The sequence below is a fragment of the Rhodococcus sp. NPDC078407 genome (genome assembly GCF_044542515.1).
Lineage (GTDB): Bacteria > Actinomycetota > Actinomycetes > Mycobacteriales > Mycobacteriaceae > Rhodococcoides.
In genome coordinates, this window is sequence record NZ_JBITUQ010000004.1 from 136714 (window position 1) to 152410 (window position 15697).

The following is a 15697-nucleotide window of genomic DNA, read 5'->3' on the forward strand; positions in this document are numbered from 1 at the left end:
CGCTCACGATGAGCGCACACGTCAGCGCGGTGCGCGCCTGACGTTCAGCACCCCTGCGACCAGGCCGAGAGCGTAGATACCTGCCCCGGCGAACACCAGGATGCGGGCGGTGGGGTCCTGGCTCAGATCGGTGGTGTCGGGGCCGACGGCGAATGCCGCAGCGGTCAGAGCGCCGACGAACGCGATGTTGAACACGGTGTCCTGCAACGCGAAGACGCGTCCGCGATGGGCGTCGTCGATCTCGATCTGCATGGCCGCGTCTCCACTGAGTTTAACGGTCTGACCGGCGATACCCAGGAGGAAGGCGCCGATCAACACGCTGGTCTGCGTCAGGCCCGAGACGGCACCGAGCTGCGCCGCGATGGCGAGGATCAGGGCCGTGGCGATCGTGGGGGTGCGCCCGAACCGGGGGACGACGAAGGGAGTGATGACCGCGGCGAGGAACATGCCCGCGGCCGTCGCGCCGACGGCGATACCGAAGCCCGCGAGCCCGCCGGGAAGGGAGCTGTTCGCCTCTTCGCGCAGTATCAGCACCATGATCAGCGTGTTGACTCCGAACACGACGCGATGCGCGCCGATACCGATCATCGCGGCCGTGACGCCGGGTGAACGCCACACGGCGAGGGCACCCGATTTGAGCCCGGCCGCAACATCTTTCATCGGATCGTTCGTGCCGCTGTCGACGCCCGGTCCGAGTGAACGTGGCTCGAACCGGGCCGCCGCGACCGCGCCGACGATCGAGCCGGTGGCAGCGACGCCGACAGCGACACCCGAGCCGAGATCGCCGGCCCCGACGACCCCGATGACGGCAACGGCGAGACCGGCACCGGCTGCCGCGAAACCGGACCCGACGGTGGCCAGCACGGAGTTCATCGGAACCAACCACGACTGCCGAACCACGTGCGGCAGCGAGGCCGAAGCGCCGGCCAGGACGAATCTGCTGAGCCCGACGGTGGCCAGCGCCAACAGCAGCAGCGGTGTTGCGGATACGCCCGCAGTCAACAGGATTGCCGTCGCGACGATCAGGACGATGCGAACGACGTTGGCCCACAACAGGACCGATCGTCGGTCCCAGCGATCGAGCAGGGCACCGGCAAAAGGACCGACCAGCGAGTACGGCACGAGCAGCACAGCGAATCCGGCTGCGATCTCGGCCGGATTCGTCGCGCGCTCGGGATTGAACAGGATCGCACCGCTCAAAGCCGCCTGGAAGAGCCCGTCGCCGAACTGTCCGGCGAACCGCACGGTGGTGAGCTTGCCGACTCCCGGGGACTGCCGTAGCCGGGTGCGGAAGGAGGCGTCGTTCACCGAGGGGACTCTAGTGGCCGCCGACCACCGCCGGAACCGCAGCCTTCCACCAGTCGATCGTGGCGGCGGTCCCGTCGGCGAGAGGCGTGGGTACGAGGCCGAGGACACGCTCGCTGCGGCTCGAGTCGAGGATGTAGGGGTAGCGGAACTGGTAGAGGGTGTCTCCCAGTTCCTTCATCGGCCCGGGAATCACACCGAGTGCCCGCATGATCCAGGGTGGTACGAAGCCGACCTTCGGCATCGGCATTCGAGCTGCCGCCGCGTACATTTCGACCATCTTCCGCTGGGACACTGCCGGCGCGGTAGGCGCGTGCAGAACGGTGTTCCATGTGGACGGGTTCGCGGCTGCTGCGATCATCGCCGCTGCGAAGTCGGGCACATAAGTGAACGAGTGCGGCAGATCGGCGGCACCGATCAGGCGAATCGTCTTACCGCTGAAGATGTTGGCGATCACCCGATCTCCCATGTGCGAGGTCAACACCCGTGGACCGTAGAAGTCGGATGCGGCGACGCTGACGGTCGGGGTCGCGTGGCGATCACGGGCCGCCAGCAACTGGGTCCGCACACCGAGTTTCCGGAATGTCGCCGTGCGAGGTGCATCCTCGCGAATGGGTCCGTCGATTCGGCCGTAGGCGTAGAGGCTTTCGGGAAACGCGACGATCGTGCCGGCGGCCGCGTCGAGCACCCGCTTTTCCATTGCTTCGAGCTTGTCCCGCCAGACCGTGTTGTCGTAGGCGACGTGAGCGCAGTGGTAGACGGCGGTGGCGCCGGCCAGGTGCGGACCCAGGTCGTCGGATTCGATGTCCACCGACCGTCGCTCGATCATCGGGTGCTCGGGTCCACTGCCGGATCGGGTGAGCACGCGAACCGAATGGCCCAGTGCTGCAAGCTGTTCGGCGACGGACCAGCCGACTGGCCCGGCTCCGGTGACGACGTGAAGTTCTGACACTGGCTACTCCGATTCTGTGAACGAGAGCGGTGCTCTCTGTTGTTACGAGTGTGCACCTCCGCCATCCAAAAAGCAAGAGCACTGCTCTCTAAGCAGAGCGCCAGTTACAGTGACGTGCATGGCGAGCACCCCCCGCACCCGAGCCCGCGCGCAGACGCTGGCAGACATCACCCGCATCGGCCGGGACCATCTGGCTGCAGACGGCGCGGCCGCCCTGTCGCTGCGTGCGGTGGCGAGAGACCTCGGAGTCGTGTCCTCTGCGGTGTATCGATACGTCGCGAGCCGGGACGAGCTGCTGACGCTGCTCGTCGTCGACGCCTACACCGAACTCGGGGACATCGTCGACGCAGAAGTGGACGCCGCCGAGGGCCCCAGAGAGAAATTTCTGGCACTCGGACGAAGCGTGCGGCAGTGGGGATTGCGAGAACCGTCGCGTTACGCACTGCTGTTCGGCAGCCCGGTCCCCGGCTACCACGCCCCCGCGGAGCAGACGACCGGGCCGGGCACGCGCGTGATCACCACGTTGGTCCGAATCATCGATACTGCATGGCAGGGCAGCTCGCCCGGCGTCGAGACCGAGTTGTCCGCCCCGGCGTCACTGCACGGCAGCTTCGAGGAGATCCGCCGGGAAATGGAAACGAAGCTGCCCGACGAGTTGCTGGCCCGGGGAGTGATGGTGTGGGCAGCGCTGTTCGGAGCGATCAGCTTCGATGTGTTCGATCAATACGGGGCCACGACCTTCGCCAGCCGAGACGATCTGTTCGAGTATCAATTGGGATTGTTGACGAAGATCGCGGGGCTCGAGTAAGAGAAAGGACTGGCGGCCGTGCTTGCGCTACATCCGGCGGTGCGCGGTGCCACAATGGCTAGGTGGCAGCGCATGCGGAGGAACCCGAGGACCAGACGGCGTCGGCCTTGCGCGATGTTCGGCCGGGCAGTCTGTTGGTGTCGTCGATCGAGCTGACCGAGCCCACATTTCGTCGCACCGTCATCTACATCATCGAACACAACGACGCCGGAAGTCTCGGCGTCGTCATCAACCGTCCCAGTGAGACGGCCGTGCAGAACGTTCTTCCCGACTGGTCCGACCTCGCCGCCAAGCCGCAGGCGCTGTACGTCGGTGGTCCGGTCAAACGCGATTCGGCCCTGTGCCTGGCCACGCTGCGGACGGGGGTGTCGATCGACGGTGTTCCCGGATTGCGCCGCGTCGACGGCCGAGTGGTGATGGTCGATCTCGATTCCGATCCCGCCGACATCGGCCCACTGGTCGAGGGTGTGCGGGTGTTCGCCGGCTACTCGGGCTGGACGTTCGGTCAACTCGAAGGCGAACTCGACCGCGAGGATTGGATGGTGTTGTCCGCCTTGCCATCCGATGTGATCGGCCCGCCTCGCATCGACCTGTGGGCACACGTATTGCGTCGTCAGCCGATGCCGCTGGCACTGCTGGCATCTCATCCGATGGACGTCGACCGCAACTGAGAGCGGCTCCGCCGCACGTGCACGGAACCTCGTAGCAGGGGTCGAGCTTCCATTCACGACGACGATGTACCCACTGCGTCTACTCCGCGACGCTGCCCACCGGGTTCGGTTCCGTTCTTCGCGCGAAATGCTGAGCGATCACCGTGCACACCATCAGCTGAATCTGGTGGAACAGCAACAGCGGCAGCACGATCAGGCCGACGGGTTGTCCGATGAACAGCACTGCGGCCATGGGCAATCCACTGGCCAGGCTCTTCTTCGATCCACAGAACAGCAGCACCAGTCGGTCCTCGAGAGCGAAGCCGAGCAGCTTGCCGGTGTACCAGGTGATCGTCAGCACGAGGGCGAGCAACACCACGCACACTCCGACGAGAACGGCGATCCGCCACAGAGCAACCGAGGACCACACGTTCTGGTTCATCGACGCGCTGAACGCGGCGAAGACGACAAGAAGGATCGAGCCTCGGTCGACGAGCTTCGTCGGTGCGCTGTGTCGGGTGAGCCACCCCGTCACCCAGGGCCGGATCAACTGTCCGACGGCGAAGGGAAGCAGCAGTTGCAGGCAGATGTCGACGATCGAGGAGGGGTCGATGCGGACCGAACCGGTAGTGGTCATCAAGGCGATCACCAGTAGCGGTGTGACGAACACTCCGAGGATGTTGGAGAACGACGCGCTCACCACGGCCCCGGCGACGTTGCCGCGGGCGATGGAGGTGAAGGCGATCGAGGACTGCACCGTGGAGGGAACCAGGCAGAGGAACAGCATGCCGGTGTAGAGGTCGTCGCTGATCAAACCGGGTTCGAGGATCCGCAGAGCCAGACCGAGCGCGGGGAACAGCAGATAGGTCGACGCGAGGATCACCGAGTGCAGACGCCAATGCTTCAGACCGGTCCACGCGTCCCGCGGCGACAGGCGAGCACCGTAGATCAGAAACAGCAGCGCGATGGCGATCTTGGTGACCCAGCTCAGTACGTCCTCGGCCGTGCCCGTTGCCGGGAACAGGCTCGCCAGCACCGCCACGGCGAAGATGCCCAACAGGAAGGGATCCAGCAGGGTATCCCGCAACAACTTCACTCGGCCGACTCAATCCACCGTTGTACTGCGCGTGCGGGCGGTCAACGTGTTCAGAGTTCCCGCGATCGTCTCGGCGTGGGCGGATCCGATGGTGAGCCGGTCCCCGTTGGCGAACGTGACGAAGGCCGCGGGACCGGACTCGGTTGCCACGGCGTAGTTCCCGCGCCCCTTGGCCCGCAGCCCCCACCCGCCGAAGTCCTTACCCGGGTCGACGGTCCGCACCGAGGCACCGGTGATCTCGTCGATGTCGTAGTCGAACGCCGCCATGCCCAGGCTGGAGACGTACAGGCCGTCGCTGTCGATGTGCACCGTGAATCGCAGCAGCGACAGAGTCAGGATGGTCAGTGGTACGAACAGAAAGACCGGCCATGGCGAGCTGGTCAGGTAGCACGTCAGGGCGGCTCCGGCCAGAGAGATCGCGACGACGGTGATGCCGGCGACACGACTGGCACCGACCGAGACCACCAGGGGTAGCTCGGGACTGCAACGCGGGAGATCGCCATGCGGCGGCGACGTGGCGTCGACGCGTTCGCGGTGGTCCCGCAGCGTGGACGCACCGAACAATCCGGCGGCGAATCCGACGACGGTGCCCACGGCAATTGCCCAGCCGGGGATGGTGACGCTCTGCCCGGACGCCAGGTCCAGCTCTCGCGTCAGTGTCGCGATCTGCAGAACACCGATCATGCCGACGACGGTCAGCCCGATGATCAGCATCGTGCGACGCATGATGAGCAGCACCCGAGCCAACGATGCGACCGCACTGCAGCCGCCGCCTGCGAGCACGATGACGATGGCCAGTGTCCAGGAACTGGAGAGCGGATTCGAGAAATCGTCCGGCTCGGTACCGCTGAAATGTGTGGCGACCTCGTCCGGCAGTCGGCTCTGCCACACGTAGGCGAGGACCAACCCGAGTGCGGCGACCGCGATGGGAACGGCGACGCCGAAGACCACTCCGGCGGGGTCGAACGTGCGTGACGCTCTGGTTTTCATCTGCTCAGCTCGGCTGGCAGGCGTCCTTGAGGCTGCACGAGATGCACGAGTGTCCGCATCCGTCCGCCTCGGCGGGCTTGGGAACGGCCGCTGCGGCGCGTGCCCCGATGGATCCGCCGGCCGCCGCGATGAACAGGGCGGCAACGAGGGCCACGACGACGGCGACGACGGCCGACACCCCGCTCAGAGCAACCGCGGCCACCGCGCCCAGCGCCAGCACCGCAGCCGACGCGGCGGTGGTGGGCCCGGCTACACGATTGGCGAGAACGAACGTCTCGTCGTCGCGCATGGCATCGGCGGTGCGCACACCCGCGAAGCGGTTGCGCGGGAGCCGCCCCAGCAGCGACAGCGCAGCAACTGCGCCGACGACGAGGGCGAGCACGAACAACACAACCGAGACGATGACCACTTCGCCAGGATACGGCGCAGTGAGGTCCTGGTACCAGGCGGGCCGCGTCACACTTTAGGCTGGTCGACGTGACCGATTCCGTTGACGCATCCCCCGAGTCCGCCCCCGAGTACCGCTACACAGCCGAACTTGCCGGGGCCATCGAGGAGCAGTGGCAGGACCTGTGGGAGGCGCAGGGCACCTTCGACGCGCCCAACCCGGTCGGAGAGCTCGCCGGAGACGTTCCGAAAGACAAGCTGTTCGTTCAGGACATGTTCCCCTATCCGTCGGGCAGCGGGCTGCACGTCGGCCACCCCCTCGGCTACATCGCCACCGATGTCTTCGCGCGGTATCACCGCATGCAGGGACGCAATGTGTTGCACGCACTGGGCTACGATGCGTTCGGCTTGCCCGCCGAGCAGTACGCCGTGCAGACGGGTACCCACCCGCGCAGCACCACCGAGGACAACATCGCGAACATGCGACGCCAGCTGCGTCGTCTGGGGCTGGGTCACGACCGCCGACGCACCTTCTCGACCACCGACGTCGACTTCTACCACTGGACACAGTGGATCTTTCTGCAGATCTTCAACGCCTGGTTCGACGAGGACTCGGGCAAGGCGCGGCCGATCTCCGAGCTGGAGGTGGCGTTCGCCTCGGGTGAGCGCGTGCTCGACGACGGCCGAGCGTGGGATTCGCTGACCACCGGTGAACGCCGAGAGGTGATCGACGGCTTCCGTTTGGTGTACGAGTCCAACTCGATGGTCAACTGGTGCCCCGGGCTGGGGACGGTGCTGGCCAATGAAGAGGTCACCGCCGACGGACGTAGCGATCGCGGCAACTTCCCGGTCTTTCGAAAGAACTTGCGCCAGTGGATGATGCGCATCACCGCGTATTCCGATCGACTGGTCGACGACCTCGACCACCTGGATTGGCCCGAGAAGGTCAAGACCATGCAGCGCAACTGGATCGGACGCTCGCGCGGTGCGCAGGTCTCGTTCTCCGGCATCGAGGTCTTCACCACTCGCCCGGACACGCTGTTCGGCGCGACCTATGTGGTGCTCGCGCCCGAACACGAACTGGTCGACGGGATGATCGCTCCCGAGTGGCCGGCGGATGTGTCCGACAAGTGGACCGGCGGCACCGCGACTCCCGCGGAAGCCGTTGCGGCGTATCGCGCGTCGATTGCTGCGAAGTCCGACCTGGAGCGACAGGAGAACAAGGAGAAGACCGGCGTCTTCATCGGTGCGTACGCCGAGAACCCCGTCAACGGCGAGCAGGTGCCGGTGTTCGTCGCCGACTACGTGCTGACCGGTTACGGCACCGGTGCCATCATGGCCGTCCCGGGCCACGACGCGCGCGACTGGGAATTCGCGACGGCGTTCGATCTGCCTGTCCGCGAGGTCATTTCCGGTGGCGACGTCACCGAGGGCGCGTACACCGGTGAGGGTTCGCTGGTCAACTCCGATTTCCTCGACGGTCTACCGGTCGACGAGGCCAAGGCCGCCGTCATCGCGCGCCTGGAAGCAGAAGGCAAGGGCCGCGGCACCATTCAGTACAAGCTGCGCGATTGGCTGTTCGCTCGTCAGCGATACTGGGGCGAACCGTTCCCGATTGTCTGGGATTCCGAAGGCAACCCACACGGTCTGCCGGATTTTGCTCTGCCGGTGGAACTTCCGGAGATCGAGAACTACGCTCCCGTGTCCTTCGACCCTGACGACGCCGGCTCCGAGCCGTCGCCGCCGTTGGCCAAGGCCGATGAATGGGTCAACGTCGAGCTGGACCTGGGCGACGGGCTGCAGACCTACACCCGCGACACGAACGTGATGCCGCAGTGGGCCGGTAGCTCGTGGTATCAGCTGCGTTACGTCGACCCCACCAACTCCGAGGCCTTCACCGACCCCGAGAACGAAAAGTACTGGGTCGGACCGCGTCCGGAGATCCACGGGCCCAACGATCCGGGCGGCGTCGATCTCTACGTGGGTGGCGTCGAGCATGCGGTGTTGCACCTGCTGTACTCACGCTTCTGGCACAAGGTGCTCTTCGATCTGGGTCACGTCAGCTCGAGCGAGCCGTACCGCCGGCTGTACAACCAGGGCTACATCCAGGCCTACGCGTTCACCGATGCGCGCGGGGTCTACGTGCCCGCGGCCGACGTGGTCGAACGCGACGGCGGCTACTTCTATCAGGATCAGCCCGTCAACCGCGAGTACGGCAAAATGGGTAAGTCTCTGAAGAACTCGGTCTCCCCCGACGAGATCTTCGCCAAGTACGGTGCCGACACTCTGCGCTTCTACGAAATGTCGATGGGCCCACTGGATACCTCGCGGCCGTGGGCGACGAAGGACGTCGTCGGTGCACAGCGATTCCTCCAGCGCGTCTGGCGACTGGTGCTCGACGAGGTGACCGGCGCGGTGCGGGTCACCGACGCCAAGCCCACCGAGGACACGCTGCGGGTACTCAACCGGGTGATCGACGGTGTGCATGCGGATTACGCTGCGCTGCGCGACAATACGGCCGGTGCCAAGCTCATCGAGCTGACCAACCACATCACCAAGGCCTACCCCGACGGTGCCCCGCGCGGGGTCGTCGAGCCGCTGATTCTGATGCTCGCTCCCCTGGCTCCGCACTTGTCCGAGGAGCTGTGGGGCAAGCTGGGCCACGAGAAGTCGTTGGCGCACGGGCCTTTCCCGCGCGCGGAGAAGAAGTGGCTGGTTGCCGATACCGTCGACTACCCCATTCAGGTCAACGGCAAGGTGCGCAGTCGCATCACCGTCTCGGCCGATGCGACGAAGGACGACGTCGAGAAGACGGCATTGGCGGACGAGAAGATCGTGGCTCTGCTCGACGGCAAGGCCCCGACCAAGATCATCGTCATCCCCGGTCGCATGGTGAACATCGTTCTGAAGTAGCCCCCGCCCCGGCCGAACTCGAAGTTATGGATGGAAATCCGGCGATTTCCGTCCATAACTTCGAGCTCGACGCGGCTCAGATGGCTCCCAGATCTGCCGACAGCCAATGTTCCGGTTGCAGGTAGAACACCACGTTCTCCTCGTGTTCGCTGTTCGCCATCTCGAGATACCCGTCGACCTTCTCGGGCGGGAGGTAGCGCGCTGCCATGGCGCGCAAGAGCTCAGGACTGCCCGGCTCTTCCCGCGCCACCGGTCCCTCGACACTGACGTAGCGAATCGTCGGATCGGATTGCTCGATCATCAAGGTGAATCGCCCTGCGGCTCTGATCAATCGAGCCTTCTTCGATGTCTTACCGGTCAGCACCCAGGCCTCACCGCCAGGGGTGTAGTCGTACCAGATCGGGACCGTCAGCGGGCCACGATCCGGTCCGGCTGCCACCGACATGGCGGCGATGTGCGATTCGGCCAGATACTCTTCGCGTTCTGTCTTCGACAGTGCCATGCACCAACCGTAAGACTTCTCGGGGCGAAGTTCCAGACCAGTTGTGGCGGAAACTTCGACGCGTCACCTGCCCCGAGAGCTGGAACTGAGTGCGCGAGGAAAGACCCCGGGCTCTCCGGTAGTCGGCGGAGTGGTTCGTCGCGCGATGGAGTCGACTATCTCTCCCGATCGAACGGCGATGTTGGACAGCAGAGAGGACGTCAAGCCATGGGTGTCCTCTGTTCCGCCTTGTAGGTAGATGCTGCCGGCGGTCGTTGTCGCAGTGCGCAATCGGTAATCTCGGCCTACTCTTACGTCGTCCCCGTGATTGTTTCGGTGTAGCGGCCCGAGAATGGAGGGCAGGTCCATGGGGGTGAATCCGGTGGCGTAGACGACTGCGTCGACGTCGAGTTCCTGTGTTGCCCCGGTCGGCCTGTGTTCGATCGTTACCCGAACGCCGTCGTCGCTGTCGTCGGCGGCCAGGACTCCTGATGCGCCGTGCACGAAGAGCCGTCGTGAGTTGCTCACACGCTCGGCGTATTCGATCGAGTACAGCTCCTCGATCAACGGTAGGTCGACGGCCGAGTAGTTGGTGCCGCGGTGGTAATCGAGAAGCTTCTTCCTCAGTGCGACGGGCGAATTGTAGTAGTCGTCGACTGCGCCGGGGTCGAAGATGCGGTTGGCATAGGGGCTGTCGTCGGACGGGGAGTATCCGTACTTGCCGAACACGGCGTGGACCTCGGCTCGCGGGTACGCCTTGTGCAAGTAGGACGCGACCTCGGCTGCGCTCTGCCCTGCACCGACCACGACGAATCGATTGTGGTCGGTCGACGGTAGTTCCTGCAGGTCGAACAGCAGGTTGTGATTGTGGAACTGCCGCGAGCTGGGCTGCACGCCCGGGGGTAGCTTTGCGGTCAGCCCGCCTGCCAATACGATGTTTCTGGCGTTCAGGGTGGAGAGGTGACCGTCGCGTTCGGTGTCGATCCTGAAATGGTCGCCCTGATCGTGGATCCGCGTGGCCACGGTGCCGTATCGGACGTCGGCGTCCACCTTGTTCACGGCCCACTCCAGGTAGTCGTGGAATTCGATCCTCGTCGGGAAGAACGTCTGATGATTGACGAAGTGATGCAGCCGCCCCATCTCCTGTAGGTAGTTCAGGAAAGTGAACTCGCTGGTCGCGTTGCGCTGCAAGGCAAGGTCTTTGAGGAAGGAAATCTGCATGGTGGTTCCGGGGATGAGCATCCCCGGGTGCCAACCGAATCGAGGTTTGGACTCGACGAACGCAGCCATGATTTCCGTTGCATGAGTCGAGTTGTGTTCGTGCAACGCGATGGCGAGGCCGAGGTTGGACGGTCCGTACCCGATCCCCACGACGTCGAGTATCGAGTTGCAGCTACTGCCTTCGCGAGTGTTGGTTTCGTCTTCGAGCTGGCGTGTCATCGAACTCCGTCATCCTGTTCGAGCACGGGCTACAGCCCGTGCACCGTGTAGTTTTCCGTCGATTCCGCTGCTGTGCGAGCCCTACTGTGCGAGCCACTGTGCGCACCGACCTGACATGTAGATGATGCTAGGCTAGCCTAACTATCGGCCCGGGGGAACTGCCAGAGTTCGCAACGCACCCTCGACAGCCGCTTACATGATGAGGCGCATACCAATTCGCCGAAGTAGAGACACGGAGACGAGCCAATGCGGGTAGTCCTGTTCGGTTACCAGACATGGGGTCACAAGACCTTGGAGACCCTGGTGAAGTCGCACCACGACGTCGTCGGGGTGGTGACACATCCCGTCAGCGATCAAGCGTACGAAAGCATTTGGTCCGATTCCGTCGAGGAGCTCGCTCGGAATCACGGCGTCGAGGTGCACCTGGCCAAGCGTCCCGACGAGGCGATGATCGAACAACTGCGGCAGTGGGCACCGGACATCATCGTCGCGAACAACTGGCGCACCTGGTTGCCTCCGGAAATCTTCGCACTGCCGCCGCACGGAACACTGAACCTGCACGATTCGCTGCTGCCCGCATTCACCGGATTCTCGCCGGTGATCTGGGCGTTGATCAGCGGTGCCGCCGAGACGGGGCTCACTGCACATCGGATGGACGGTGAACTCGACACCGGCGACATCATCACGTCGCGGGCAGTACCGATCGGGTCGACCGACACTGCCACCGAGCTCGTCCAGGCCACGATCGAGCTGATCCCCGAGGTGTTGTCGGAAGCACTGGACAGTATCGAAAACGGCACGGCCACATGGACGCCGCAGGATCTGTCGAAACGGACCTTCTTTCACAAACGGCACGAATCGGACAGCTGCATCGACTGGACATGGTCGGCCGAGGATCTGGACAGGCTGGTTCGTGCGATGTCCGACCCTTACCCCAACGCATACACCTTCCACGCAGGCCGACGCCTCCGCATCATCGGGGCCCACGTCTCGGACGGCATCTACGGCGGAACGCCGGGCCGGATCTTCATCAAGGAAGGCACGGGCATGGTGATCGTCTGTGGCCCCGACGCCCACCGCGGTACCAACCACGGACTTGTCATCGACCGAGTGCGCACAGAAGGTGGGGACGATGTCGATGCGCTCGACTATTTCGTGACCGGCGGTGGCTATCTCACGCCCACGGCGTGAGAGCGGCTATGGGTCAGAACATGACCGGCGGGCGCATCGTTCGTCGAACCCTGACGCGCAACAAGCGCAAGGTGAGCATCGGAACGGTGCTGATCTGTATTCATCAGCTCGCCGAGACGGCTGTTCCGATCACCTTGGGGTGGATCATCGACTCGGCGATCGCGTCGGGCGATGTCCCGTGGTTCGTCGGGTCCATCCTGGCACTCGCAGCGTTGTTTCTCTGTCTGACAACGGCTTACCAGTTCGGTATGCGGTTTCTGAATGTCGCGTTGCAACACGAGGCGCACCGCATCCGGATGGAGGTCACCGGTCGCATCCTCGATCCGCGGGGCCTGGATACAACTCTGCGCAGTGGTGAATTACTGACCATCTCGAGTACCGATGCCGAACAGTCGGCGTGGTTCCTGGATCTGTTCCCGCGCATCGCTGCGGCAACGACAGCGGTGGTTGCCACCGCCGTCGCGCTGATGGTCATCGATGTGCCGCTGGGGTTGGCGATCTTCGTCGGTACGCCGATCTTCGTTGCCGTGCTTCAGCTGGTCGCACCGCGCGTGACCCGGAGAGCGGCCGAGCAACAGCGGACGGTGGCCGAGGCGACTGCACTGGCCACCGACCTCGTCAGTGGGCATCGGTCGATCGAAGGTATCGGCGCGGAAACCGAAGCGGCGACGCGTTATCGGCGTGCGAGCAAAACAGCCCTCGACGCAGCACTGCAGACGGCACGATCGCTGGCGACACAATTGGGTATCACCACCGGTGTCAGCGCGGTGGTCGCGGCGACCGTCGCCGGACTCGCCGGCTACTTCGCTCTCACCGGACGAATCTCCGTGGGCGAATTGATCGCCGTCGTGGGTCTGGCGCAGTTCCTCATCGAGCCGTTGGGTGTGCTGTCCTCGACCCCCGCAATCATCGCCCGCGCCCGGGCGTCGGCCGATCGCGTCGCCCTGGTACTCGGGGCGGGGCGCATCCTGAACCACGGCACCCAGCGCATCACCGGGCAGCGACTCGATCTCGGTTTTCGCGGTGTCGCACACCGATCACTGCAGGGGATCGACCTCGACATTTCCGCAGGGGAGATCGTGGGCATTCTGGCGCACGCGCCCGAGGACGCGGAGTCGATCGTGGCCGTCCTGTCCGGCCAGGTATCACCCGCTGATATCGCCGGCGATGTGCTGCTCGCCGGTACCCCCACCCGGGACATCGAGCTCGCCGAGGTTCGGGCGGCGATCGTCGTCGAGCCGCATGTCTCGGACCTGTTCGCAGATACCGTGAAGAACAACATCACCGCTGGACGTGGGCATACGGACCACACGCTCGCCGAAGCACTCCGCGCTTCGGGTGCAGAGCAGATAATCTCCAGTCACGCAGACGGACTCGAACAGCGACTGACCGAGCGTGGGGCGAATCTGTCCGGGGGTCAACGGCAACGGATCGCTCTGGCCCGCGCGCTGTTCGCCGAACCCCCCGTACTGGTGTTGCACGAGCCCACCACTGCAGTCGATTCGGTCACCGAACACGCCGTTGCTCGGGGTATCGCAGCGCTTCGTCACGGGCCGAACGTGCAGAGCTCGAAGACGACGATCATCGTCACCAGCAGTCCGGCTCTGCTGTCCGTCGCCGATCGGGTCGTGGTGCTGCGTGACGGCCGAATCGTGGCGGACGCAACCCATTCCGTGCTCCTCGAACGGGCCGACGACTACGCCGAGGCGGTGCTGCGATGACCGACGACATTCGTCTACCGATCGCCACCGCAAGGCAGTCGTGGTCGTGGTTGCGTGAACAACTCTCGGCCCGGCCCGGCCTCGTCGCCGTCACTCCCCTGGTCGGCATCGTGTCCGCTGTCTCGGCTCTCGCTCCGATCCTGATTCTCGGACGCCTTGTCGACGAGGTCGTCGCCGGCGCGCCGGCCGGTCGGATCGTGCTCGTGATCGTTCTGGTCATGATCGCAGCGGTTGTCAACGGGGTGTTCGCCGGATCGATGGCATACCTCGTGGCAAAACTGGGCGAAGGCGTGGTGGCGGATCTCCGCGAACTGGTGGTCGGCCGGGTTCTCACCCTTCCCACCCGCACGGTCGAACGCGCTGGACGCGGAGATGTCCTCTCGCGCATCAGCGATGACGTTTCTCAGGTGACGCGCGCCGTCGCCGGGGTGCTGCCCGCGGTACTGAACGCTGCACTGCTGATCGCGGTATCGGTGGTCACCATGTACGGAATCGACTGGCGTCTCGGGATTGCAGGCTGCCTGGCATTGCCGTTGTACGTCAGTGCACTTCGGTGGTATCTACCGCGCAGCGGCCCTCTCTACGCGGCCGAACGCGCCGCGATGGGTGATCGCTCCCAAGCGCTGATCAGCAACATCCAAGGCGCACGCACGGTGCGTGCGTACCGCCGCGAAGACGACGCGATTGCAACGGTGGAGCGGGAGTCCGAACGAGCCAGGGACTTCTCGATCGCGACGTTCACGCTGCTGACTCGCTTCGTCGGTAAGGAGAACCGTGCGGAACTGGTGGGCTTGACCATCATCTTGTCCACCGGATTCGTTTTGGTGCGAGGCGATCTCGTAACGCTGGGTGCGGTCACCGCGGCAACATTGATGTTCCACCGCCTGTTCAATCCGCTCGGCACGGTGCTGTTCCTGTTCGACGACATCCAGTCGGCCGGTGCCAGCCTCAACCGATTGGTCGGCGTGGTGAACATGGAGCCGACGCGGTCGGACGGTACCGATGCCGAGCCGCGCGATGCAACGTTGGAGTTGTCCGACGTCACGTTCGCGTACGCCACCGGCGGCGAGGTTCTGCACGGGGTCACCATCACCGTTCCCCCGGGGCGGACGACGGCGGTGGTCGGTTCGACCGGTGCCGGAAAGACGACTGCCGCGCTTCTCGCGGCGGGCTCCCTCGAACCGGACAGCGGGTCGGTCACGTTGGGCGGCATACCGTTACGGGAGCTGGGTGCCGACCGACTGCGACGGCACATAGCGATTCTGTCGCAGGACGTGCACGTCAGTGCCGGACCTCTCGCCGACGACCTGCGGCTGGCGGACCCGGATGCCCCCGACGCAGATCTGTGGGACGCCCTCACTCGTGTCCGCGCCGCCGACTGGGTCCGAGGTCTCCCGGACGGGCTCGAGACCCGCATCGGGGAGAACGGCCATCCACTCAGCGCCGCCCAGGGGCAGCAGCTGGCGCTCGCCAGACTGGTGTTGTCCGATCCACCCGTCGCAATTCTCGACGAAGCAACCGCGGAGGCCGGCAGCAGCGGAGCCCGCATGCTCGAAGAAGCCGCAGCAGCAGCGACCGAAGGCCGGACCACGGTCATCGTGGCGCACAGGCTGACGCAGGCCGCATCCGCCGACACGATCGTGGTACTCGAGCACGGACGAGTCGTGGAGTCCGGCACCCACTCCGACCTCGTGACCGCAGACGGCCGGTACGCACGCCTGTGGTCGGCATGGACAGGCGCACCAGATGTCGAGTAGGCACGC

Annotated in this window: 13 protein-coding genes; 6 read left to right on the forward strand and 7 right to left on the reverse strand. The window is 64.9% G+C overall.

Annotated elements, in window-relative coordinates; genetic code table 11:
* Positions 1–21: 21 nt before the first annotated feature.
* Both ACIGGF_RS06585 and ACIGGF_RS06590 read right to left on the reverse strand, forming a co-directional pair.
* A complete protein-coding gene (locus tag ACIGGF_RS06585) occupies positions 22–1308 on the reverse strand; it encodes an MFS transporter (RefSeq protein WP_397520582.1) in 1287 nt (428 codons plus the stop codon).
* Positions 1309–1318: 10 nt separating this feature from the next.
* Positions 1319–2257 carry an NAD-dependent epimerase/dehydratase family protein gene (locus ACIGGF_RS06590; protein ID WP_397520583.1) on the reverse strand — a complete coding sequence of 313 codons (939 nt, stop codon included), beginning with the start codon at positions 2255–2257 and terminating at the stop codon, positions 1319–1321.
* Positions 2258–2375: 118 nt separating this feature from the next.
* On the opposite strand from ACIGGF_RS06590, the gene ACIGGF_RS06595 reads away from it, so the two are divergent.
* Complete coding sequence (locus tag ACIGGF_RS06595; protein WP_397520584.1) at positions 2376–3065, forward strand: TetR/AcrR family transcriptional regulator; 690 nt, start codon at positions 2376–2378, stop codon at positions 3063–3065.
* A 62-nt stretch (positions 3066–3127) separates the two neighbouring features.
* Positions 3128–3736 carry a YqgE/AlgH family protein gene (locus tag ACIGGF_RS06600; protein WP_397520585.1) on the forward strand — a complete coding sequence of 203 codons (609 nt, stop codon included), beginning with the start codon at positions 3128–3130 and terminating at the stop codon, positions 3734–3736.
* 79 nt (positions 3737–3815) lie between these two features.
* Here the strand turns inward: ACIGGF_RS06600 and ACIGGF_RS06605 are convergent, their stop codons facing one another.
* From ACIGGF_RS06605 to ACIGGF_RS06615, 3 genes are read right to left on the reverse strand one after another with little or no spacing between them, the layout of a single operon-like run.
* A complete protein-coding gene (locus ACIGGF_RS06605) occupies positions 3816–4811 on the reverse strand; it encodes a bile acid:sodium symporter family protein (RefSeq protein WP_397520586.1) in 996 nt (331 codons plus the stop codon).
* Between the two features lie 9 nt (positions 4812–4820).
* Positions 4821–5801, reverse strand: coding sequence for a DUF1648 domain-containing protein (locus ACIGGF_RS06610; RefSeq protein ID WP_397520587.1), 981 nt, complete (start codon positions 5799–5801; stop codon positions 4821–4823).
* A 4-nt stretch (positions 5802–5805) separates the two neighbouring features.
* A complete protein-coding gene (locus ACIGGF_RS06615) occupies positions 5806–6210 on the reverse strand; it encodes an SdpI family protein (protein WP_397520588.1) in 405 nt (134 codons plus the stop codon).
* Between the two features lie 68 nt (positions 6211–6278).
* Here ACIGGF_RS06615 and leuS point away from each other — a divergent pair, with 68 nt between their 5' ends.
* Positions 6279–9101, forward strand: a complete 2823-nt coding sequence (gene leuS / locus ACIGGF_RS06620; protein WP_397520589.1) for a leucine--tRNA ligase — start codon at positions 6279–6281, stop codon at positions 9099–9101.
* Between the two features lie 76 nt (positions 9102–9177).
* Here the strand turns inward: leuS and ACIGGF_RS06625 are convergent, their stop codons facing one another.
* Both ACIGGF_RS06625 and ACIGGF_RS06630 read right to left on the reverse strand, forming a co-directional pair.
* Positions 9178–9603, reverse strand: a complete 426-nt coding sequence (locus ACIGGF_RS06625; RefSeq protein ID WP_397520590.1) for a pyridoxamine 5'-phosphate oxidase family protein — start codon at positions 9601–9603, stop codon at positions 9178–9180.
* Between the two features lie 63 nt (positions 9604–9666).
* Positions 9667–11022, reverse strand: coding sequence for a lysine N(6)-hydroxylase/L-ornithine N(5)-oxygenase family protein (locus tag ACIGGF_RS06630; RefSeq protein WP_397520591.1), 1356 nt, complete (start codon positions 11020–11022; stop codon positions 9667–9669).
* A gap of 246 nt (positions 11023–11268) precedes the next feature.
* Here ACIGGF_RS06630 and ACIGGF_RS06635 point away from each other — a divergent pair, with 246 nt between their 5' ends.
* From ACIGGF_RS06635 to ACIGGF_RS06645, 3 genes are read left to right on the forward strand one after another with little or no spacing between them, the layout of a single operon-like run.
* The gene (locus ACIGGF_RS06635; RefSeq protein ID WP_397520592.1) at positions 11269–12213 is read left to right on the forward strand and encodes a methionyl-tRNA formyltransferase; all 945 of its coding nucleotides are present in this window, start codon (positions 11269–11271) and stop codon (positions 12211–12213) included.
* An 8-nt stretch (positions 12214–12221) separates the two neighbouring features.
* On the forward strand, positions 12222–13934 hold the full coding sequence (locus ACIGGF_RS06640; protein WP_397520593.1) for an ABC transporter ATP-binding protein: 1713 nt from the start codon (positions 12222–12224) through the stop codon (positions 13932–13934).
* Entirely contained in the window at positions 13931–15691 is a 1761-nt protein-coding gene (locus ACIGGF_RS06645) for an ABC transporter ATP-binding protein (protein ID WP_397520594.1), read from the forward strand. Before ACIGGF_RS06640 ends, ACIGGF_RS06645 begins: the two co-directional genes overlap by 4 nt.
* The last annotated feature ends 6 nt before the right edge of the window (positions 15692–15697 follow it).